Source organism: Isoptericola hypogeus (assembly GCF_039531145.1).
In the GTDB taxonomy this organism is placed as follows: Bacteria; Actinomycetota; Actinomycetes; order Actinomycetales; family Cellulomonadaceae; genus Isoptericola; species Isoptericola hypogeus.
In genome coordinates this window covers 1,807,934-1,830,139 of the sequence record NZ_BAAAPM010000003.1, presented here as the reverse complement: position 1 = coordinate 1,830,139, position 22,206 = coordinate 1,807,934, and the positions used below count along the sequence as shown (strand labels likewise).

The window sequence follows — 22,206 nt, the reverse complement described above, 5'->3', positions numbered from 1 at the left end:
CGAGCTCGCGCAGGCGGTCGGCGTCGCTGCTGGTCACGGTGGAATGCTTCCACGACCCACCGACGCCCGCGCGGCATCCGGCCCGCCTTCGCGGGGCTACCCGTGGCGGGGCCGCGGCACCGCGCCGACGTCGACGGAGCCCGGCTCACCCGCCGTCGGCGGCGAAGCGCGCGTGCAGGTGCATGTCGTGCCAGCCGTCGAGGTGCCGCACCGACTCGCGCAGCACGCCCTCCGCGGCGAACCCGGCCTTCTCCGCGACCCGGCACGACGGCCCGTTGTCGGTCGAGTGCACCAGCTCGAGCCGGTGGAACCCGGCGTCGAACGCCCACGACGACGCGACGTCGACCGCAGCGGGCGCCACCCCGCGTCCGCGCGCCCCCGGAGACGTCCAGTACGCGATCGCGCCCACGCCGTGCGGGTCGAAGAGCTTGGCCGCCACGCGCCCGAGCACGGCGTCCGACGCCGCGTCGGCGACCGCCCAGCTCGACTCCCCGCCGCCCGACCAGCCGTCGCGCCACGCCTGGAGCGTCGCCCACGCCTCGTCGTCGGATTCGAAGGTGCGCACGTGCCAGCGCCGGATCGCCTCGTCGGCGTAGACGGCGCGGACCGCCGGAGCGTCGTCGGGGCGCCACGGCCGCAGCCGCGCGCCGACGGCGGGGACCTCGAGCTCTGGTTGCCCGGCGGCGGCGAAGGGCGCGAACGTCAGCGGCAGCAGGGCAGGCATGGCGCGATCCTGACAGGCACCGCCGGGGCGCGCCACCGCATATCCCCCAGGCGTCGCCGCTGGTCAGCGCGGTCTCGCCCCGGAGCGTGCCGCCCTGGGGTGCGCGGTCGGGAACGGGCTCGCCAGGCTTCTGTCTGGCACATGCCAGAAGTCGACGCCCTGCTGTTGAAAGTGCGCACCACGCCGCCATAGGCTCGATGCCCGAGGGAACTCACGCGCCACACCTCGCACCCCGAAACGAGGAGACAACGATGTCGTCCGCAGTTCGCACCAGGTCCCCGATCTCCCGCCTCCTTGCGGCCGCGGCCGTCGTCGCCGCGCTCGGCGTCACCGCGCCCACGGCCGTCGCCGCGCCGACCGCGTCCACCCCGGCCTCCGCCTCGACACCCGTGCCGTCCTGCCCAGCGCCGGACGCCCGACCGACCGTCGTCTTCCTCGACGCCGACACCGGCGTCGACAACGCCGCACTGGCCTCTGGCTGCACCCTCAACGACGTGATCGACGACGAACGCTCGTGGCGTCACCACGGGTTGTTCGTGGCGCACGTCGTCCGGGTCGGCTACGGGCTCGTCGCCGACGGCGAGCTGTCGCGCCGCGACGCACGCGCACTCGTCGTCGCGGCTGCGCGTTCCGACGTCGGGAAGGTGCCCGGCTACACGTCGCTGTTCGACGGTTCGGCGGAGTCCTTCGCGGACTGGGCCTACGCGGGCGACGGCGGATTCGACCTCGTCGACGACGGGACGATCCGCAGCCGCGTCGGCGCGGACGGCGGGTTCGGCACCCTGTGGTACCCCGACGAGCAGTTCACGGACTTCTCGCTGCGGCTCCAGTTCCGCGACGACGCCCCCGGCGACCAACGCGGCAACAGCGGCGTCCAGGTGCGCTTCCCCGCGCTGTGGGGCCCGGTCGAGGGATGCCCGACGACGTTCAACGGCAGCGAGACGGGCAACCTGTCGTGGATCGCGGTCAACTGCGGCCACGAGATCCAGGTCAACGACTCTCCCGAGACCGGTGGGAACGACCCCCGCAAGACCGGGTCGATCTACGGGTTCGCCGACCTGAACCTCGCGCAGGCCATGCCGACGCCGAAGGGCACGTGGAACGACCTCGAGATCCGCGTCGTCGGACAGCACTACACGGTGATCCGCAACGGCGTGGTCATCAACGAGTTCGAGAACGTGCCGGGGCTGCCGTTCCCCGGCCGGCCGAACGACCCCGACTCCAGCAGCCGCGGGCTCGTCGGCTACGTCGGGCTCCAGGCGCACGGCTCGCCTCAGGACGTCGTGTCGTACCGCAACGTGCGCGTGCGCCCCCTGTCCTGACCGCCTCGACCTCTCCGAGCATTGGCTCCGGCCCGCCGACGGCTTGCCGTCGGCGGGCCGGAGTGCTTGGCTGCGTCCAGAAACCTTCCGATAGGTAGGTTTCTCGGGTCACACGGCCGTGACCCGCCCCGGCCCGCCGGGGGACGAGCACCACGAAGGAGTTCGGATGACGACGACGTCAACGCGCCTGCGGCGCATCGGCACGACCGGCCTCGCCTGCGCGACGGTCATGGCGACGCTGGTCGCCACGGCCCCCGCCGGCTCGGCGGACCGCGGCGGCCCCGGGAGCAGTCACGGCACGAGCCACGGGAGGCAGGCGCAGCCGCACCTGGAGAGCCGGTCGGCCGACATCATCCGGGTCGGCGGACTGCGGTTCCGCGACCTGGACGGCAACGGGAGGCTCACGCCCTACGAGGACTGGCGGCTGGACCCCGCGGACCGCGCGGCCGACCTCGTCTCCCGGCTCGACCTCGAGCAGAAGGCGGGCCAGCTCGTCCACGGCAGCCTCACGGGCAGCGGCACCTACGACCGCGACGCGTTCGGCGCGCTGCTCGACAAGCACGTCACCACTTACATCTCCCGCCTGAGCGCCGACGCCGCCACGCTGGCGTCCGAGCACGACGACCTGCAGGCCGCCGCCGAGGCCGAGGAGTTCGGCATCCCGCTGAAGCTCAGCACCGACCCGCGCAGCGGCTTCTCCGTCACGGCAGGGCAGACGGTCGCGAGCGGAGACTTCTCGGCCTTCCCCGACGCGATCGGCGTGGGCGCCGCCGACTCGACGGGCCTCACCCGGGCGATGGGCGAGGTCATCCGGAGCGAGTACCGCGCCGTCGGCTTCACCGAGGCCCTGTCGCCGCAGGCGGACATCGCCACCGAGCCGCGCTGGACGCGCATCAACGGCACCTTCGGCTCCACGGGCGAGCTGGCGAAGCGGCACGTCGGCGCGTACGTCGAGGGCCTGCAGGGCGGCGACGACGGGCTCGACGACGACAGCGTGTCCACCGTCGTCAAGCACTGGGCCGGCTACGGCGCCCAGGTGGACGGGTACGACAGCCACTACTACTACGGGCGCTTCGCCGCGTTCCCGGGCGACAACTTCGCCGAGCACCTCACCCCGTACGAGGCGGCGTTCGACGCCGGCGCGGGCGGCATCATGCCCACGTACTCGATCCTGCAGAACCTCACGATCGACGGGAAGCAGGTCGAGCAGGTCGGCGCCGGGCACAGCGAGGACATGCTCGGCCTGCTGCGCGACGGCTACGGGTTCGACGGCGTCGTCACCAGCGACTGGGGCATCACCGGCGACTGCCCGCAGGCCTGCAAGGACAACCGGCCGCCGAGCTTCTTCGTCGGCCCGTGGGGCGCTGGCATGTCGTGGGGCGTCGAGGACCTCACGCGCGCCGAGCGGTTCGCGAGCGCCATCAACGCCGGCGTCGACATCGTGGGCGGCGACGACCACCCGGAGTACGTCGTCCAGGCGGTGAACGACGGCATCCTGAGCGAGGCCCGCGTCGACGAGGCCGCGACCCGCGTGCTGGCGCAGAAGTTCGAGCTCGGGCTCTTCGAGGACCCGTACGTCGACCCGGAGCGGGCCGACCGCGTCGTGGGCAACCGGGCGCACGCCCGGCTCGGCGAGGTCGTGCAGGCGCGTTCGCTGACGCTGCTGGAGAACTCCGGCCGGACCCTGCCGCTGACGGTCGGCAAGCGCGGCGCGCGCACCGTGTACCTGTACGGCGTCGCGCCGGAGGCCGCCCAGAAGCTGGGGCTTCGCGTCGTCGACGACCCTGCCGATGCGGACGTCGCCGTCGTGCGCCTGGCCGACCCGCGGGGCGGCGAGGATCTCACCGGCCTCGACTTCACCGGGACGGAGGAGGACTACCAGGCCCTGGTCGCCGCCCACGAGGCGGGCGCGACGACGATCGCGTCGCCGCAGCTCTCCCGGCCGCTGATCCTCGGGAACGTGCTGGAGAACGCCGACGCCGTCCTGGCCAACTACGGCGTGAGCGACGACGTGCTGCTGCGCACCGTCCTCGGCAAGGCCGCGCCGGGCGGGGAGCTGCCGTTCGAGCTGCCGTCCAGCATGGCCGAGGTGGAGGCGCAGCTCGAGGACGTCCCCGACGACACCGCGAACCCGCTGTTCGAGGCCGGGTTCGGCCTGTCGTACCGGGGCGACCGTCACTGACCCGCCCCCTACCCCGGCTGCCGAACAGGCGGTTGACACCGCAATGACGGCAAACGCCGCCCGATACCGGTGGCAACCGCCTGTTCGGCACCTCGGAACTGCGTTCCCGGGTCGGCACACGTTGGTGTCGACCCGGGAACGCATTGCCGAGCCGGGCGACTCAGACCAAGCCCAGCTCCCGCGCCCGCACGCCCGCCTGGAACCGCGACCCCGCCCCCAGCGCGTCCATGAGCTCGGCCACGCGCCGCCGGTAGGTGCGCACGCCGAGGCCCAGCATCCGGGCCGCCGTCTCGTCCTTGACGCCCTGCCCGAGCAGGTCCAGCACCTGGGGCGCGAGCTGCCGGATCTCGGCGATCCGGGCGTCGAAGACGTCGAGGTCGGTCGCCGACCGCCAGACGGCCTCGAACAGCGACGCGACCCCCTGCACCGCCTCGGGCTGGGTGACCACGCCGTAGCTGCGCCGACCGCCCCGCACGTCGCCGGCCAGGATCGCCAGCCGGCGGTCGAACAGGATCGTCTCGTTGACCTCGTCCGTGGTGATGCGGATCTGCGCGCCGTGCTGGTCGCGCGCCCTCGCCAGCCCCCGCGCCGCGACCGGGTCGAGGAGCACGCCCGGCCGGTAGACCTTGCGGAGCCGGACGTCGCCCCGGCGCGCCTGGGCCGCGGCGCCGACCTCCGCCGAGCCGTGCGTGATCACCCAGGTCCCCAGGTCGTTCGCCGCGCACGAGATCTCGGTCGCGGTCTGGAACAGGTGCCCCGTGCGCGCGAGGAGCTCCTCGTCGCCCCGCACGATCGTGACGGCCTCACCGGTCTGCATGCCTCGATTCTGCTCCCGGCGGCAGGGACCTGCCACGGTCGGCAACAAGCTGCCATCCCGGTGAGGGCGCGCCCGCGGCGGCGCAGGCTGGCGGCATGACCACGCACACCGCGACCCCACCCACCACGACCACACCCATCCCGGACGCCGCCGCGGCCGGCACCTGGCGGCTCGGCGACCGGACGGTCAACCGCGTCGGCCTCGGCGCGATGCGGCTCGTCGGCACGCTGGGCAACCCCGTGCCGCGCGACCGCGACGACGCGATCGCCGTCCTGCGCCGCGCCGTCGAGCTCGGCGTGAACCACGTCGACACCGCCGCCTTCTACTTCCTCCCCACCCGCTCGGCGAACGAGCTGATCGGCGCGGCCCTCCAGCCGTACCCGGACGACCTGGTCATCACCACGAAGATCGGCGCCTCTGCCTCGCGCGACGGAGCCTTCGAGCCGTACGCCCGCCCCGACCAGCTCCGCAGCCACGTCGAGGAGAACATCCGGCAGCTCGGCCTCGACCAGCTCGACGTCGTGAACCTGCGCTGGGGCACCGGCCTGCAGCGGGAGGCCGGCTCGGTCGCCGAGCACGTGGGCGCCCTCGCGGAGCTGCGCGCCGCAGGACTGGTCCGGCACATCGGCGTCTCCAACGTCCTTCCCGAACAGCTGGACGAGGCCCTGGAGATCACACCGGTCGTCTGCGTGCAGAACCGGTACGGCCTCACGGAGCGCGACGACGACGGGCTGCTCGAGCGGTGCGGCGAGCTCGGCATCGCGTTCGTCCCGTTCTTCTCCCTCGGCGCGGCCGTCGCCGGCGCCGTCCCGGGCGGCACGCCCCACGAGGCGGGCCGCGCGGAGACCGCGGCCGTCGCGGAGGCCCACGGCGCGACGACGGCGCAGGTACGACTGGCCTGGACCCTGCACCGCGGCCCGCACGTCCTGGCGATCCCGGGCACCGGGAGCGTCGCGCACCTGGAGCAGAACGTCGCCGCCGGCGCGCTGCGGCTGACCGGCGAGGACCTCGCCCTGCTCGACGGGGTCGCCCCGGCCGCCTGACCCCCGCCCCACCGCCCTGCCCCCCGCCGAACAGGCGGTTGACACCGGTATCCGCGCCCTTGAGGCGCGATAACGGTGTCAACCGCCTGTTCGGCACTGTTCTGCTCGGGGCCCTGTTGTGAGTACAGCATCACGTGTACTGTCGGCGTCATGGAGACCGTGACGCTCACGCACACCGCCGCGCTCGCGCGGCTGGGCCACGCGCTGTCGGACGGGACACGGGCGCGCATCCTGCTCGCCCTGCGCGACGCGCCCGCGTACCCGTCCGACCTGGCCGAGACGCTCGGCGTCTCCCGCCAGGTGATGTCCAACCAGCTCGCGTGCCTGCGCGGGTGCGGGCTCGTGGTCGGGCGGCCCGACGGTCGGCGCACCGAGTACCGGCTGGCCGACCCGCACCTCGCGCACGCTCTCGGCGACATGCTGCGCCTCGCCCTCGTCGTCGACCCCGACTGCTGCGGGCCCGACTGCACGTGCGCGACGGGCGCGTCGTCGGGGACGTCGACGGGCGCACGCCCGGGCACGACGGCGGACGGCGCCGGGGACGAGGCCGCGGCGTGACCACCCGCCCGGCACCCGCGACCGCCGACGTCCACGCGCTCACACGCCGCGGCCTTCGGCTCGCACAGGCGACGGTGGCGTACAACGTGGTCGAGGGCGTGGTGGCGATCGGCGCGGGAGTGGCCGCGGGCCTGGTCTCGGTGGTCGGGTTCGGCATCGACTCCGGCATCGAGTCGTTCGCGGGAGTCCTCGTCGCGATGCGGCTGTCCGCCCGCCTGCGGCACGGCGAGGCCGACCCCCGCAAGGAGCGACGGGCGCTGCGGCTCGTGGCCGTGACGTTCTTCCTGCTCGCGGCGTGGGTCACGGTCGAGGGGGTGCGCTCGCTCGTCGCCACCGAGACGCCGGACTCCTCGCCCGTCGCGGTCGTCGTGCTGGTCGCGTCCCTGGTCGTCATGCCGCTGCTCGCGGCGGCAAAGCTGCGCGTCGGCCGCGCGCTCGGCGACCCGCTGATCCTCGCCGACGCCGCGGAGACGCGGATCTGCGTCCTGCTCTCCGTGTCCACGCTGGCCGGCCTGGTCGCGTTCTGGCTCACCGGCGCCGCGTGGCTCGACCCCGTCGCCGGGTTCGTCATCGCGGCCTTCGCGATCCACGAGGGCCGCGAGGCGTGGGAGGGAGAGCTCGTCCACGACCACGCGCACGGCCACCACGAGCACGACCACGACCACCACGAGCACGACGACACGGGCGCGGCCGTGGCGCGTCACGACGGCGAGGGGTGACCGTGGGCCACGACCACGGCCACGCTCACGCCGCTCCCGACCACCGCGGCCGGCTCGCCGTTGCGTTCGGCATCACCGCGGCGATCCTGGTCGCGCAGGCGGTCGGCGCGATCGTCACCGGCAGCCTGGCGCTGCTGGTCGACACCGCGCACATGCTCACGGACGCGGGCGGCCTCGCCCTGGCGCTGTCCGCCGCGCACCTGTCGCTGCGGCCGCCGTCGCCGCAGCGCACCTGGGGCTACCGGCGGGCCGAGGTGCTGGCCGCGCTCGCGCAGGCGGCGGTGCTGCTCGCCGTCGGGGTGTACGTGCTGGTGGAGGCGGTGCTGCGCCTCGCCGACCCGCCCGAGATCCCCGCCACCGAGCTGGTCGTCTTCGGCGTCGTCGGCCTGGTGGGCAACCTCGTGGCGATGGCGGTGCTCGCCGGGCGCCGGGACGCCAACCTCAACCTGCGGGCCGCGTTCCTCGAGGTGGCGAACGACGCGCTGGGGTCGGTCGGCGTCATCGTCGCGGCGATCGTCATCGCCACCACGGGGTGGCAGGGCGCCGACGCCGTCGCCGCGCTGCTCATCGGCGCCCTCATCCTCCCGCGCGCCCTGCGCCTGCTGCGCTCCGCGGGCTCCGTGCTGCTGGAGTCCACGCCGCCCGGGCTCGACCTGGACGAGGTCCGCGCCCACCTGCTGCGGGTGGAGCACGTGCGCGACGTGCACGACGTGCACGCCTCCCTCATCGCCACCGGCCTGCCGATCCTGTCCGCGCACGTCGTCGTCGACTCCGGCTGCTTCACCGACGGCCACGCCGGACGCATCCTCGACGAGCTGCAGGAGTGCGTCGCGACGCACTTCGACGTCGCCGTCGAGCACTCCACCTTCCAGGTCGAGCCCGACACCCACCCGGCGCACGAGCACCCGACCCACCCCTGAACCGCCACCCCGGCGCCGAGCACGGGGTTGGGACCGCATCGAGGGCTCAATACGGTCCCCACCCCGTGTTCGGCCGGGTCACGCCCGCGGCGCGGCGGTCGACGCGCGGACGACGAGGCTGGTCGCGAGCTCGGTGCGCAGGGTGTGCCCGCTGGCGGTGCGCGCGCGGTGGACGAGGTCGACGGCCGTCGCCCCCATCTCGGCGAGGGGCTGGCGCACGGTGGTGAGCGGGGGGTCGATCCAGGGCGCGACGGGCAGGTCGTCGAAGCCGACGAGCGAGACGTCGCCCGGCACGGACACGCCGGCCTCCCGGAACGCGCGCAGGGCGCCGAGGGCGGTGTCGTCGCTGCTCGCGAAGATCGCGGTGGGCGGGTCCTCCAGCGCCATCAGCCGGCGCGCCCCGTCGTAGCCGGAGGTCACACCGTAGGTGCCCACGTGCACGAGGTCGTCGTCGATGTGCGCGCCCGCCCGGATGAGGGCGGCCCGGTAGCCCGCGAGGCGGGCGATCGCGTTGTCCTGCTCGAGCGCGCCGGTGATGGTCGCGATCCGGCGGTGGCCGAGGGAGAGCAGGTGCGACGTCGCCTCCAGCCCGCCCTGGAAGTTCGTGGCGCCGACGCTGAGCATCCCCGCCGGCGGCGGCTGCCGGGGGTCGACGACGACGAGGGGCGTCCCCGCCTCCTCGAGCGCACGGCGCGCGTCGTCGTCGGGCACGGCCACGACGCTCACCAGGCCGTCGGTCCCGCGGCTCAGCGCGTGCCTGACCCACGTGCTGCAGTCGTCCGGGTCCGCCTCGACCGCGAGGACGACGTCGAGTCCGAGCCGGCGCGCCCCGGTCACGGCGCCGCGCACCACGGCCTCGGACCAGGTGCCCTCGAAGTCGACGATCCGGACGTCGATCATGCCCGTGGCCTTGGCGCGACGCGGCCGGACGGCGAAGCCGTGCTCCTCGAGGACCTCGGCGACGCGCGCCCGGGTGGGCCCGGAGACGTCGGGCCGCGCGTTGAGCACCTTGGACACGGTCGGCACGGACACGCCCGCCTGTGCCGCGACCACGGCGAGCGGGACGTCGGGACGACGGGACGGCGCTGGCACGCTGCCTCCTTGCTGGTGTGGGGCTCGTTTCCGAAAGCAGGATCGTAGCGGATCGCCGCGCTGGCGTTGACAATGGTCCATAGGGAGCCTAGTCTCCCGGGGACTTTTCGAGCCTGGCGTTCGAAATTTCGGACCGATCGACAAAGGAGTGATCGTGAACAAGACCCCCCGCCTCGCCGTCGTGGCGACCGCGTCGACGCTCGCGCTGGCCCTGACGCTCACCGCGTGCGGGCGCAGCGACGAAGGCGGCGGCACGACCGGCACGGACGCCGGCAGCGCCGTCTCGGAAGGGCCCGCGACCGGCACCGTCGAGATCTGGGCCATGGGCGTCGAGGGCGAGCGGCTCCCCGAGCTCGCCGAGCAGTTCGAGGCCGACAACCCCGACGTCACCGTCGAGGTCACCCCCGTGCCGTGGGAGTCCTCCGTCGAGAAGATCACCACGGCGATCGCCACGGGCGAGGTCCCCGACGTCGTGCAGGTCGGCACGACGCTCATGTCCGGCTTCGTGGAGCTCGGCGGGCTCGCCCCGACGCCCGAGAACATCGACTCCGGAGCGTTCTTCCCCGGTGCGTGGGAGACGACCGAGGTCGACGGCACCTCCTACGCCGTCCCCTGGTACGTCGAGACCCGCGTGCTCTACTACCGCACCGACCTGGCCGAGAAGGCTGGCGTCGAGGAGCCGAAGGCCTGGGACGACCTCAAGACGTTCGCCGCCGGGATGCAGGACGCCGGGGCCGACTACGGCATCGCGCTGCAGACCCGCGGCGACTCGACCAACCTCATGTACTTCCCGTTCTACTGGCAGGCCGGCGGGGAGATCATGAACGACGAGGGCACGGAGTTCACGCTCGCGAACGACGCGCAGGTCAAGGCGCTCGACTTCTACTCCTCGTTCATGGCCGAGGGCCTCGCGCCGCAGGTGCTCGTCGAGGACGAGAAGCTGCAGAACTTCATCAACGGCGAGCTCGGATCGTACGTCTCGGGCCCCTGGGACCGGGCGAACCTGCTCGCCACCGCGGGCGACGACTTCGCCGACAAGTTCGACGTCACCCCGCTGCCCGCCGACGAGAGGTCCGCCTCGTTCATCGGCGGCTCCAACCTCGCCGTCCTCGCGGACGCCGAGAACCCCGAAGCCGCGTGGAAGTTCATCCAGTTCGCGACCGACCCGGCGACCCAGGTCGACTGGTTCGAGATCTCCAGCGCCCTCCCGGCCGTCCAGGCGTCGTGGGACGACCCGCTGCTCGCCGACGACCCGTCCCTCGAGGTGTACGGCCCGGCGCTCGAGACGGCGAAGTCGACCCCCGCGATCCCGACCTGGGCCGAGATCGGGCACGAGTTCGACCTCGTCCTGGAGCAGGTGATCTCGGGCGACCTCAGCCCCGAGGACGCGTCGCAGCAGATGCAGGACGCGGCCACCTCGATCGGCACCGGGCTGCGCTGAGCCATGACCGTCTCCGTCGAGTCCGACGCGGCCACCGGCCGCGGCCCTGCCACCCGGCAGGGCCGCGGTCCGGCGGGTACCCGGCGCCGTCGCAGGGGCCTCGCCGCGTGGGGCTTCGCGCTCCCCTTCACGGTGCTGTTCGCCGTGTTCATGCTCGTGCCGGTGGTGTCGTCGCTCTACATGGCGTTCACCGACATGCGCGGCGCCGACCTCAAGACCCCGTTCGCCGTGAACTTCGTGGGGCTGGACAACTTCGCCGCGGCGCTCACCGACCCCAAGTTCCTGCAGGCGGCCGGCAACACCCTGTACTTCGTGGGCGTCGCGATGCCGCTGACGCTGGCGATCGCCCTCCTGCTGGCGACGCTGCTCAACTCTGGCCTGACGTGGTTCCGCTCCGTGTTCCGGGTCGGCTTCTACGCGCCGGTGGTGACGTCGATCGTCGCCGTGGCCGTGGTGTGGCGGTTCCTGCTGCAGCCCGACTTCGGCCTCGTGAACTCCGCGCTGGGCGTGCTCGGCATCGACGGCCCCCGCTGGCTCACCGACCCGGCGTGGGCCATGCCGTCCCTGATCGTCATGGCGACGTGGCGCAACGTGGGGTACTCGATGGTCATCCTCCTCGCGGGCCTGCAGGGGATCCCACGCGACCTCTACGAGGCGTCGTCCCTCGACGGCGCCGGCGCCGTGCGCACCTTCCGCTCGATCACCGTGCCGCTGCTCCGCCCGACCCTGCTGTTCTGCGCGGTCATCACCGGCATCGGCTACCTGCAGTTCTTCGAGGAGCCGTTCGTCATGACGCAGGGCGGGCCGCTCGGCGCCACGAACTCGGTGGCCTACGAGATCTTCAACCAGTTCGGCTTCGGCAACTACGGCCTGTCCGCCGCGATGAGCTACGTGCTGTTCGTCGCCATCGTGATCCTGTCCTTCCTCCAGTTCCGCCTGCTGCGGCCCAAGAGCTGATGGCGCGCACGACGACGCCCGCCCCGGCCCAGCAGCGAAAGGAGCACCCATGACGACGACGTCCCTCCCGGCGGCCGGCGCCGCCCCGAGCACCGCACCTCCCGGGGGCGAGGCGCGCGCGGACCGCCGGCGGCGCCTCACGCCGCGCGCGATCGTGCTCAACGTCGCGCTGCTCCTCGGGCTCGCCGCCTCGCTCGGCCCGCTGCTGTGGATGGTCGTGTCCTCGGTGAAGCCCGAGGGCGAGATCCGCCAGTTCCCGCCGACGCTGATCCCCCAGGAGGTGACGCTGTCGAACTACACCGCGCTGTTCGACTCGCTGAACTTCCCCCGGTTCTTCCTCAACTCCGTCGTCGTGGCGCTCGCGGTGACGGTCGGGTCGGTGCTGTTCAGCGCGATGGTCGGCTACGCGCTCGCGAAGATCGACTTCCCCGGCCGGCGGGCGCTGTTCGCCCTGGTCATGGGCACGCTCATGGTGCCGGGCATGGTCACGTTCGTGCCCCTGTTCGTGCTGGTGGCCAACCTGGACCTCATCAACACCTACGCGGCGCTGATCCTGCCCTTCCTCGCGGCCCCGTTCGGCGTGTTCCTCATGCGGCAGTTCATGCTCGACATCCCCGACGAGCTGCTCGACGCCGCCCGCGTCGACGGGGCGGGCGAGTTCCGGACCTTCTTCCGGATCGTGCTGCCGCAGGCCAAGCCCGCGCTCGCGACGCTCGGCATCCTGACGTTCCTCGGGTCGTGGAACAACTTCCTGTGGCCGCTCGTGGCCGTGCAGTCGGCCGACATGTACACGCTGCCCGTGGCGCTCGCCCTGTACTCCACCGGGCAGAACACGGTGCAGTACGGCCTGCTGGTCGCGGGCGCCACCGTCATCGTGCTGCCCATCCTCGTCGTCTTCCTGTTCCTGCAGCGCCACATCGTGCAGGGCATCTCCACCACCGGGCTGAAGTAGCGCCGCGCCGGCACCGCGCCGGCACGCCCCCGCCCGACGCACCGTCCGCAAGGAGTCTCCCCCGTGCCCGATCCGCTCACCCTGCCCGTCGCCCCCGGATTCCTCTGGGGCGCCTCCACCGCCGCCCACCAGATCGAGGGCGGCAACGTCAACAGCGACTGGTGGGCCAAGGAGCACGTCCCCGGGTCGCTCTGCGCCGAGAGCTCGGGCGACGCCCTCGACAGCTACCACCGCTACCCCGAGGACGTGCGGCTGCTCGCCGACGCCGGGCTGAGCTCCTACCGGTTCTCCGTCGAGTGGGCGCGCATCGAGCCTGCCGAGGGCGAGGTCTCCCGGGCGCAGCTCGCGCACTACCGGCGCATGATCGACACCTGCCTCGAGGCCGGCGTCGCGCCGATGGTCACGCTGCTGCACTTCACGCTGCCGCGCTGGTTCGCCGAGCGGGGCGGCTGGCTCGCCGACGACGCCGTCGACACCTACCTGCGGTACGTCGAGACCGTCACGACGATCCTCGACGACGTCCGGCACGTGGTCACCATCAACGAGCCCAACATCACGTCGATGATGCTCGGCGCGAGCCGGCGCACGAACCTCGACGCGGCGGGGCTGGCGGCTCCGGACCAACAGGCGTCCGACGTGCAGGCCCAGGCCCACCGGCGCGCCGTCGAGGTGCTCCGCGGGCTCGGGCCCGTCCGGGCGGGCTGGTCGATCGCCAACCAGGTCTTCCAGCCGGCCCCGGGCGCCGAGGCCGCCCGGGACGCGTACGCCTACCCGCGCGAGGACTTCTTCCTCGAGGTGTCCCGCGACGACGACTTCGTCGGCGTGCAGTCCTACCTGCGCACGATCATCGGCCCCGACGGCGAGCCGGTGCCGTTCGGCGACGACGTGGAGCGGACGCTCACCGGCTGGGAGTACTACCCGCAGGCGCTGGGCGAGGCCCTGGAGTACTCGCACCGCATCACGGGCGGCGTGCCGATGATCGTCACGGAGAACGGGATGGCGACCGAGGACGACTCCCGGCGCATCGACTACACGCGGGGGGCGCTCGAGGCGATGGCCCGCGCCATCGGGAACGGGTGCCGCGTCGACGGGTACCTGCACTGGTCGCTGCTCGACAACTACGAGTGGATGAGCGGCTTCCGGCCGACGTTCGGCCTGGTCGCGGTCGACCGCACCACCTTCCGGCGCACGCCCAAGCCGAGCCTGGGCTGGCTCGGCGAGGTCGCGCGGACCGGCACGCTCCCGGCCGCCTGACACCGCCGGGAGGGCGAGCGGGCGACCGACCGCTATTGCCCCGACTGGCGGCTTTGCGTACTTTGCGAGTGTCCTTCGACCACTCTCCGAGGAGCCCGCATGAATGCGCATCCCAGCACCTGCCGCCGCGCCGCGGCGGTCGCCGTCGTGGCGGCGGTCGTGGCCGCCGGGGTCAGCCCGGCGGCATCCGCCGCGACGTCCGGCGACCGCGACCGCCCGTCCTTCACGCTCGGCTCGCCCGACGTCGTCGCCACGGGCCTCGCGAACCCCTACGCGCTGGAGTGGGGGCCCCGCGGCGAGCTGTGGATGACCGAGAAGTCCGGGCTGGACGTCGTCGCGGTGAACCCGTCGACCGGTGCGAAGCGCATCCTGGCCACCCTCGACGACGCGACGTACCGCGGCCAGGCCGGCGTGCTCGGGCTGGCCCTCGAGCCGTCCCTCGTGACGCGCGGGTTCGGGTCCGCCTACGTGTCGTACACCTACGACTCGCAGGAGGCCGACCGGGTCACCGGCGAGACGCTCCGCACGCGGGTCGTCCGGTACGCGTACGACCGCCACGCGCGCACCCTCGTGCACCCCGAGACCGTCATCGAGGGCCTGCCCGGCGGCACCGACCACCAGGCGGCCAAGCTGCAGCTCGGCCCCGACGGGAAGCTCTACGTCTCGCTGGGCGACCAGGGCGCCAACCAGTTCGCCGCGTACCTCAACCCGAACTGGGCGCAGCGCCTGCCCACCGCCGCCGAGGTCGCCGCCGGGGACTGGTACGAGGTGTACCAGGGCAAGACCCTGCGGCTCGAGACCGACGGCAGCGTCCCGGCCGACAACCCCGTGCTCGACGGCGTGCGGTCGCACGTCTACACCTACGGGCACCGCAACCCGCAGGGCCTCGAGTTCACGGCGAAGGGCGCCCTGCTGTCGTCGGAGCACGGCCCGAAGACGGACGACGAGGTCAACGTGCTCGCCGCCGGCGCCAACTACGGCTGGCCGCGGGTGGCCGGATACCAGGACGACGCCGCCTACGCCTACCGGCCGTGGGCGGAGGCGGACCCGGCAGAGCTCGGCGACACCCCGTTCTCCGACTACGACGTCCCCGAGGCCGTGCCCGCGTACCCGGAGTCGGGCTTCGCGGAGCCGTTCACCGAGCCCGCCCTCACGTTCGGGACGGTCGAGGAGGGCCATGACTTCCTCGACCCGGCGTGCGGCGCGCTGTCGTACATCTGCTGGCCGACGGTCGCGCCGTCGAGCGTCGAGTCCTATGACCCGATCCGGGGCCACGGCGTGCCCGGCTGGGAGCGGTCGGTGCTCGTGCCCACGCTCAAGGACGGCTCGATCTACCGCCTGCAGCTGAACCGAGCCCAGGACGAGGTCGTCGCGAGCGAGCGCGTCTGGCGCGGCCAGGACCGCTACCGCGACGTCGCCGTCAGCCCCGACGGTCGCACGGTCTACGCCGTCACCGACTCCTCGGGTCTCGTCCGCGACGCCGACGGCGTCCCCACCTCCGAGCTGACGCAGCCCGGCTCGCTCGTCGCGCTGGACGTGGTGCCGGCGCGGTAGCCCCGCCTGCCGAACACGGGGTTCTGATCGCAATGAGTGCTCATTGCGATCAGAACCCCGTGTTCGTCAACGGCCGGAGGTCGCCGCCTCCAGCACGCCCGCCGGGACGGGCTGGCCCGGGTGGGGCTCGTCGCCGACGGCCTGCTGGGCTTTCCACAGCGCGACCTCGAGCCGGGCGCGGACGTCGGCGTACCCCGGGTCGTCGGCGACGTTGCGCAGCTCGTCGGGGTCGCGCTCCAGGTCGTACAGCTCCCACTCCCCGGCGAACGTCGGCCAGCCGGTGCCCGGCAGCCCGAGGCCGTCGTTGTAGAAGTAGAGGATCTTGTACGCCTCGTCCCGGTAGCCGTAGTGCGCCGGGGCGTGGTGCACCCCGTCGTGGTGCTCCCAGTACCGGTAGTAGAAGCCCTCGGCCGGCGGCGTCGCCGCCTCGGCGTCCACCAGGTCCGCCCAGAACGACCGGCCCTGCATCCGCGGGTGCGGCTCGACGCCGGCCGCGTCGAGGATCGTGCGCGCCAGGTCGACGTTCGTCACGATGCCGTCGTGCTCCCGGCCCGCCGGCAGCGCCCGCGGGTAGGAGAGCAGGAACGGCATCCGGATCGACTCCTCGTACATGAACCGCTTGTCGAACCAGCCGTGGTCGCCCAGGAAGAACCCCTGGTCCGAGGAGTACATCAGCAGGGTGTCGTCGAGCTCGCCCCGCTCGCGCAGCCAGTCCGTGACGCGGCCGACGTTGTCGTCCACCGACGCCACGCACCGCAGGTAGTCCTCCATGTACCGCTGGTACTTCCACAGCGCCAGCTCGTCGTAGGAGAGCCCTTCGGGCGGGTCGACCTTGAGGTCCGCGGCCGTGAGGTGGTCCGCGACCCGCATCGCCGCGCGCCGCGACGACGACGTCCGGGTGGCGTAGTCGTCGTCGAACGTCTCCGGGACGGGGATCGGGTCGGAGTACAGGCCGGCGTGCCGCGGGTGCGGTTCCCACGACCGGTGCGGCGCCTTGTGCCAGATCAGCAGGCACCACGGCTCGTCGCCGTCCAGCCCGTCGGCCCACGCGAGCGCCAGGTCCGTGATGACGTCGGTCGCGTAGCCGGGCACGACGCGGCGCCCCTGCTCCGACAGGAAGGTCGGGTCGAAGTACTGCCCCTGGTCGTCGAGCACGTCCCAGTAGTCGAAGCCCTGCGGGTCGTGCCCCTCGCCGTGCCCCATGTGCCACTTGCCCACCACCGCGGTGCGGTAGCCGGCGTCGCGGAGCTGCGAGACGAACGTCGGCTGGCTCGCGTCGATCGGCGTCGACAGCGTGGTCACGCCGTTGACGTGCGAGTACGTGCCCGTGAGGATCGACGCCCGGCTCGGGGTGCACAGCGAGTTCGTCACGTAGCAGCGGTCCAGCCGGACGCCGGACTCCCCGATCGCGTCGATCCGCGGCGTCGTGTTGACCACCGACCCGTACGCCCCGATCGCGTGGGCCGCATGGTCGTCGGTCAGCACGAGGACGATGTTCGGTCGCTTCATGAGGCCGTGGCTCCTGCGTGGTCGACGGCGTGGTCGACGGCGTGGTCGACGGCGGCCGGGACGGGCGCGGCGCCGCGCACCGGGTTCGGGATGGCGTCCAGCAGCGCCCGCGTGTACGGGTGCTGCGCCTGGCGGACCACCTCGACGGTGGGGCCCTGCTCGACGATCTCGCCCGAGCGCATGACCATGATGTCGTCGGCGAGCAGGCGCGCGCTGAGCAGGTCGTGGGTGATGTAGAGCATCGCCACGTCCTGGTCGCGCACGGTGTCCGCGAGCAGCTCGAGGATCTCCGCGCGGATCGACACGTCCAGCATGGAGATCGGCTCGTCGGCGATGAGGAGCCGCGGCCGCGGCGCCATCGCCCGCGCGACCACGACCCGCTGCCGCTGCCCGCCCGAGAGCTGGTGCGGCAGCTTGTCGACGTACGACGCGGCCGGCGACAGCCCGACCGACTCCAGCAGCTCCAGGATCCGCTCCCGCAGCGCCTCGCCGGTCAGCCCCAGGTAGTTCCGCAGCGGCCGGCTGAGGCTGTAGCCCACCGTCTTGGTGGGGTTGAGGGCCGCGAACGGGTCCTGGAACACCATCTGCACCTGGGAGCGGTAGGCGCGCAGCGCCTTCCGGCGCAGGGTGCCCGGGTCGGTCCCGTCGACGAGCAGCGTCCCGGACGTCGCCCGCTCCGTGCGGGTGAGGATCTTGGCGATCGTCGACTTGCCCGACCCCGACTGCCCGACGAGGGCGCGGACCTGGCCGGGGGCGAGCGTGAACGACACGCCGCGGACGGCCTCGACCGTCTCCTTGCGCAGGCCGCGTCGGCGCTCGTACGTCTTGACGAGGTCCTCGACGACGACCAGCGGCTCGCGGGCCGGGTCGTGGACGCGGGCGTCGGACCACGCCGTCACCTCCGCGAAGCGCGGCGGCACGAGCTCGCCCCCCGCCGCGCGCTCGGCCGCTCCCACCTCGGTGAACAGGTGGCAGCGCACCACCCCGGTGGTTGAGCCTGTCGAAACCTCCGATGGTTGCGCGTGCCGCGACTCCGACCCGGGTCTCGACAGGCTCGACCGACGGGAGATCACGGGACCGAGCACCGGCACGACGTCGTCGCACGCGGACATCCGCGACGGGCAGCGGGGTGCGAACGGGCACCCGGGCGGCGGCTCGGTGAGGGCCGGCGGCCGGCCCGCGATGTAGGCGACGGACACCTCCGCGGAGCGCGGGTCGTCGAACGACCCGAGCAGGCCGTGGGAGTACGGGTGCAGCGGGTTCGTCGCGAGCTCCGCGCTCGGGCGGCTCTCCACGATCTCGCCCGCGTACATGACCATGACGCGGTCGGCGATCTCCAGGACGGTGCCCAGGTCGTGGCTGATGAACAGGACGGTGAAGCCCTGCTCGCGCTGGATGCGGCGCAGCAGCTCCACGATCGACCGCTGCACCAGCACGTCCAGGCCGGTCGTCGGCTCGTCCAGCAGCACGAACCGCGGGCGCAGCAGCAGCGCGAGCGCGAGCACCACGCGCTGCCGCATGCCGCCCGACAGCTCGTGCGGGAACGACCGCATGACCCGCTCGGCGTCCAGCTCGACGTCGCCCAGGACCTCGAGGATCCGCGCCCGGCGGTCGCCGTCGTTCGCCGTGCTCCAGCCGTGCGCGTCCATCGTGTCCTGGAACTGCTTCTCGATGCGCAGCACTGGGTTGAGCGCGTTCATGGACGACTGGAACACGGTCGCGATCTCGCGCCAGCGCAGCCGGTTCACGTCGCGGTCCGACATGGCGTACAGGTCCTCGCCGTCGAACCGGACCGACCCGCCGGCGTGGTGCGCGGGCTTGTCGAGCAGCCGCAGCAGCGCGTTGCCCAGCGTCGACTTGCCGCACCCGGACTCGCCGAGCAGGCCGACGAACTCGCCCTCGGCGATGCTGAACGACACGTCCCGCACGGCGCGGGCGGACGGTAGGTCCCGGGACCGGTAGTCGACGGACAGGTTCTCGACCTCGACGAGTGCCATCACTGCTCCCTCAGGTGCGGGTTGCTCAGCGCGTCGACCCCGAAGTTGATGAAGGTCAGCGCCGTGGTCAGGAGGGCGAGGAGCAGGCCGGGCACGACCAGGCGGGCGAAGCCGCCGGTCAGGAGCGCGCCGTCGGAGTTCGCCCAGTAGAGCATCGTGCCCCAGGAGATCGTGTCCGGGTCGCCGATGCCGATGAACGCCAGCCCGGCCTCGGCCCCGATCGCGCCGCCGACCGCGGCGATGAAGCCGACCACGATGAGCGACGTCATGTTGGGCGCGATCTCCCGGAAGATGATGTGGAAGATCCCGTCGCCCGCCTGGCGGGCGCCCTGGATGTACTCCCGGTTGCGCAGGGTGAGGATCTGCGCGCGCTTGTTGCGCGCGGCGCCCGCCCAGCCGGTGATGCCGATGACGAGGACGACCATCCACACACCACCGCCGCCCGGCATGTACGCGGCCAGGACGACCATGAGGGGCAGCGTCGGGACCACCAGCACGAGGTTGGTGAGGAACGAGAGCACCTCGTCCGTGAGGCCGCCCAGGTAGCCGGCGGTCATGCCGATGGCCAGCGCGATGGCGGTCGACACGGTGCCGGCCACCAGGCCCACGAGCAGCGACGTCCGCGCACCCCAGATCGCCTGGGACGCGACGTCGTACCCGCGGCCGGTGGTGCCGAACCAGTGCTCCGCCGACGGCGGGAGCCCGGTCTCGAACCCGCTGTACCGCGGGTCGTAGGGCGCCAGCCAGGGCGCGAGCGCGGCCATCAGCACGAAGGCGGCGAGCAGGATCATCCCGAAGCGCGCCTTCTTGTTGCGCCAGAGGATGACGAACCACTGCGGCGCCCGCAGCGCGCGGGCCCGGGTGACAGTCACGGGCCGCGTGGTGGGGTCGAGAGTCGCGGCGGTCATCATGCCGCCTCCTTCCGTCGGGCCCGCGGGTCGAGGACGCCGTAGAGCAGGTCGGCGCCCAGGTTCGCGACGAGGACGCCCACGGTGGAGAACAGGAAGATCGTCTGCATCAGCGGGAAGTCCTTGTTGCTGACCGCCTCGAGCAGCAGGCGGCCCATCCCGGGGTAGTTGAAGACCTGCTCCACGAGCGCGGTGCCGCCGACCAGGCCGCCGAGCGCCAGCGCGAAGCCGGTGATGTTCGGCAGGATCGCCACGCGCGCGCCGTAGTTGAGGGCCAGCACGCGGGCCGAGAGGCCCTTCGCGCGCCCGAACCGGGCGAAGTCCTCGCCGAGCGAGGCCACCATGTTGTTGCGCATCCCGAGCATCCAGCCGATGGGGCCGGTGATCATGATCGCCGCGGCGGGCAGCAGGAAGTGCTGCCACGCGTCGACGAAGAACTCCGGCGACGGGCCCGGCTCGACGGCGCCCGAGTAGCCGCCCGACGACGGGAGCCACCCGAGGGTGATCGCGAAGACGTAGATCAGCAGCAGCGCCAGCCAGAAGAACGGCAGCGTGCCGAGGAAGCTCGAGCCCACCGTGACGATCGCGTCGAAGCCGGAGTTGCGGCGCCACGCGACCCAGGCGCCGAGCAGCGTCCCGATGACGAACGACAGGACGAGCGTCGTGCCGAGCAGGACGATCGTCCACGGCAGCGCGTCACCGATCACGTCCGTGACCGTGTACGGGAAGTATGTGTACGAGACCCCGAAGTTCCCGGCGGCCAGGTTCTGCAGGTAGTCCACGTACTGCGACCAGAGCGAGGCGTCGCTGACGCCGAGCATGGCCCGGACGGCCTCCAGCTGCGCGGGGTCGACGTACCCGTCCTTCACGGCGACCTGCTCGAGGATCGCCTGGGCCGGGTCGCCCGAGGACATGCGGGGGATGAGGAAGTTGAGGGTGACGGCGCCCCACAGGGTGAGGACGAAGAATCCGATGCGCCGTGCGAAGTAGGTCATGGTGGTCCACCTCGGTCGGGCGGGGCGCGCCCGGGCCGTCCGTCGTGCCGGACGACCGGGGCGCGCCGCCGCCGGTCGGCGTCAGTCCTCGGCGGGGACCAGGGACGTGTAGATCAGGCGGTTGTTGTCCGAGCCCGCGTACGGGTCGTCGGCGCTCGGCCAGCCGGTCGCGTGGCGCGTGTTGTACTCGAACCACTTGCCGCCGTACCAGAGCGGGACGAACGGGACCTGGTCGATCATGATCTGCTGCAGCTCGTGCACGATCGGCTTCTGGTCCTCGGGGGTCTCGGCGAGCGCGAGCTGGTCGATCAGCGCGTCGGTCTTCGCGTCCTGCCAGCGGACCTCGTTGGTCGTGGCCTTCTCGCCGATCGGCGCCGTGTTGGCCGAGTCGAGGGGCTCGGCGAAGCTCTGGTACATCGAGCACAGGCCGCCGCGCACGCCGAACGCCATGTCGAAGTTCCCGGTGAGCCGGTTCTGCTCCACCGTGGGGTAGTCCGGCGTCTCGACGTCGACGGTGATGCCGAGCGTGGCGAAGTCGGCCTTGACCGAGTCCGCGGCCGCGGTCCAGTCGGACCAGCCGTTCGGGGTGGTGAAGGTGAGCTTCAGCGGCTTGCCGTCCTTGCCGAGGCGCTTGCCGTCCGCGTCGAGCTCGTAGCCCGCGTCGGTGAGCATGTCGGCCGCGGCGTCCGCGTCGTACTGCACGACGCCGTCGTCGGGGATCGACGGGTCGAGCCAGTCCTCCTGGCCCGGCAGCACGAGCAGCGTCTGGCTCGCCTGCTCGACGTAGCCGTTGCCCGCCTCCTGCGTGAGCCGCTCCTTGTCCATGCCCTGGGCAATCGCCCGGCGGAACTCGACGTCGTCGAACGGCGCCTCGGTGAGGTTCATGTACAGCGAGATGGGCGCGCCCGAGGCGAACCAGTACTTGTTGTGCTCCGGGTCCTTGGCGACGTACGCCTCCTCGATGTCCGGCATGAACATCGAGTTGTGGTCGTACTCGCCGCGGGCGAGGCGGAGCTGGTCGACCTGGCCCTCGCCGGCCTTGCTGAAGCGCAGCTCGTCGACCTTGACCTTGTCGGCCTGCCAGTAGTCCGGGTTCGCCTCGACGACGAACGCCTGCGGGTTGAGCGACTTCACCGTGAACATGCCGGTGCCGACGGCGTCCTCGGCCGTGTACGTCGTCGGGTCCTCGACGGTGGACCACACGTGCTCGGGCACGATCGTGGTCTCGAGGATCTTGTCCTCGATCGGGTACGCCGGCCCGT

Annotated in this window: 19 protein-coding genes; 11 read left to right on the top strand and 8 right to left on the bottom strand. The window is 72.6% G+C overall.

Translation table 11 applies throughout. From position 1 onward, the window contains the following. Positions 1 to 145: 145 nt before the first annotated feature. The gene (locus ABD254_RS10485; RefSeq protein WP_344248266.1) at positions 146 to 724 is read right to left on the bottom strand and encodes a GNAT family N-acetyltransferase; all 579 of its coding nucleotides are present in this window, start codon (positions 722 to 724) and stop codon (positions 146 to 148) included. 251 nt (positions 725 to 975) lie between these two features. Here ABD254_RS10485 and ABD254_RS10480 point away from each other — a divergent pair, with 251 nt between their 5' ends. Further along, positions 976 to 2,046, top strand: coding sequence for a 3-keto-disaccharide hydrolase (locus ABD254_RS10480; protein WP_344248264.1), 1,071 nt, complete (start codon positions 976 to 978; stop codon positions 2,044 to 2,046). 166 nt (positions 2,047 to 2,212) lie between these two features. After that, on the top strand, positions 2,213 to 4,228 hold the full coding sequence (locus tag ABD254_RS10475; RefSeq protein WP_344248262.1) for a glycoside hydrolase family 3 protein: 2,016 nt from the start codon (positions 2,213 to 2,215) through the stop codon (positions 4,226 to 4,228). A 160-nt stretch (positions 4,229 to 4,388) separates the two neighbouring features. On the opposite strand, the gene ABD254_RS10470 is transcribed toward ABD254_RS10475, so the two are convergent. Further along, positions 4,389 to 5,045: a DNA-binding response regulator gene (locus ABD254_RS10470; RefSeq protein WP_344248260.1), complete on the bottom strand. Its 657-nt coding sequence runs from the start codon at positions 5,043 to 5,045 to the stop codon at positions 4,389 to 4,391. Between the two features lie 95 nt (positions 5,046 to 5,140). Here ABD254_RS10470 and ABD254_RS10465 point away from each other — a divergent pair, with 95 nt between their 5' ends. The 4 genes from ABD254_RS10465 (at position 5,141) to ABD254_RS10450 (ending at position 8,285) form a co-directional block, all read left to right on the top strand. Continuing rightward, positions 5,141 to 6,088: an oxidoreductase gene (locus ABD254_RS10465; protein WP_344248258.1), complete on the top strand. Its 948-nt coding sequence runs from the start codon at positions 5,141 to 5,143 to the stop codon at positions 6,086 to 6,088. 150 nt (positions 6,089 to 6,238) lie between these two features. Continuing rightward, complete coding sequence (locus ABD254_RS10460) at positions 6,239 to 6,646, top strand: ArsR/SmtB family transcription factor (RefSeq protein WP_344248256.1); 408 nt, start codon at positions 6,239 to 6,241, stop codon at positions 6,644 to 6,646. After that, complete coding sequence (locus ABD254_RS10455; protein ID WP_344248254.1) at positions 6,643 to 7,365, top strand: cation efflux transmembrane domain-containing protein; 723 nt, start codon at positions 6,643 to 6,645, stop codon at positions 7,363 to 7,365. Before ABD254_RS10460 ends, ABD254_RS10455 begins: the two co-directional genes overlap by 4 nt. A 2-nt stretch (positions 7,366 to 7,367) precedes the next feature. Beyond that, on the top strand, positions 7,368 to 8,285 hold the full coding sequence (locus ABD254_RS10450; protein ID WP_344248252.1) for a cation diffusion facilitator family transporter: 918 nt from the start codon (positions 7,368 to 7,370) through the stop codon (positions 8,283 to 8,285). 78 nt (positions 8,286 to 8,363) lie between these two features. Here the strand turns inward: ABD254_RS10450 and ABD254_RS10445 are convergent, their stop codons facing one another. Next, positions 8,364 to 9,377: a LacI family DNA-binding transcriptional regulator gene (locus ABD254_RS10445; protein ID WP_344248250.1), complete on the bottom strand. Its 1,014-nt coding sequence runs from the start codon at positions 9,375 to 9,377 to the stop codon at positions 8,364 to 8,366. Between the two features lie 154 nt (positions 9,378 to 9,531). Here ABD254_RS10445 and ABD254_RS10440 point away from each other — a divergent pair, with 154 nt between their 5' ends. The 5 genes from ABD254_RS10440 (at position 9,532) to ABD254_RS10420 (ending at position 15,535) form a co-directional block, all read left to right on the top strand. Beyond that, positions 9,532 to 10,818, top strand: coding sequence for an extracellular solute-binding protein (locus tag ABD254_RS10440; protein WP_344248248.1), 1,287 nt, complete (start codon positions 9,532 to 9,534; stop codon positions 10,816 to 10,818). 3 nt (positions 10,819 to 10,821) lie between these two features. Next, positions 10,822 to 11,775, top strand: a complete 954-nt coding sequence (locus ABD254_RS10435) for a carbohydrate ABC transporter permease (protein ID WP_344248246.1) — start codon at positions 10,822 to 10,824, stop codon at positions 11,773 to 11,775. Between the two features lie 49 nt (positions 11,776 to 11,824). Further along, positions 11,825 to 12,727 (top strand): carbohydrate ABC transporter permease, encoded by a 903-nt coding sequence (locus ABD254_RS10430; RefSeq protein WP_344248243.1) that lies wholly within the window; start codon positions 11,825 to 11,827, stop codon positions 12,725 to 12,727. Between the two features lie 63 nt (positions 12,728 to 12,790). After that, positions 12,791 to 13,981, top strand: a complete 1,191-nt coding sequence (locus ABD254_RS10425) for a glycoside hydrolase family 1 protein (RefSeq protein ID WP_344248241.1) — start codon at positions 12,791 to 12,793, stop codon at positions 13,979 to 13,981. Between the two features lie 99 nt (positions 13,982 to 14,080). Then, on the top strand, positions 14,081 to 15,535 hold the full coding sequence (locus tag ABD254_RS10420; RefSeq protein WP_344248239.1) for a glucose/sorbosone family PQQ-dependent dehydrogenase: 1,455 nt from the start codon (positions 14,081 to 14,083) through the stop codon (positions 15,533 to 15,535). Positions 15,536 to 15,601: 66 nt separating this feature from the next. On the opposite strand, the gene ABD254_RS10415 is transcribed toward ABD254_RS10420, so the two are convergent. The 5 genes from ABD254_RS10415 to ABD254_RS10395 form a co-directional block, all read right to left on the bottom strand. Continuing rightward, complete coding sequence (locus ABD254_RS10415; protein ID WP_344248237.1) at positions 15,602 to 17,044, bottom strand: sulfatase family protein; 1,443 nt, start codon at positions 17,042 to 17,044, stop codon at positions 15,602 to 15,604. After that, positions 17,041 to 19,041 carry an ABC transporter ATP-binding protein gene (locus ABD254_RS10410; RefSeq protein ID WP_344248235.1) on the bottom strand — a complete coding sequence of 667 codons (2,001 nt, stop codon included), beginning with the start codon at positions 19,039 to 19,041 and terminating at the stop codon, positions 17,041 to 17,043. The genes ABD254_RS10415 and ABD254_RS10410 overlap by 4 nt, the downstream gene beginning before the upstream one ends. Then, complete coding sequence (locus ABD254_RS10405; RefSeq protein WP_344248233.1) at positions 19,041 to 19,949, bottom strand: ABC transporter permease; 909 nt, start codon at positions 19,947 to 19,949, stop codon at positions 19,041 to 19,043. Before ABD254_RS10405 ends, ABD254_RS10410 begins: the two co-directional genes overlap by 1 nt. After that, entirely contained in the window at positions 19,949 to 20,944 is a 996-nt protein-coding gene (locus ABD254_RS10400) for an ABC transporter permease (protein ID WP_344248231.1), read from the bottom strand. Before ABD254_RS10400 ends, ABD254_RS10405 begins: the two co-directional genes overlap by 1 nt. 81 nt (positions 20,945 to 21,025) lie before the next feature. Next, a partial coding sequence (locus tag ABD254_RS10395) for an ABC transporter substrate-binding protein (RefSeq protein WP_344248229.1) occupies positions 21,026 to 22,206 on the bottom strand: 1,181 nt, incomplete at its 5' end.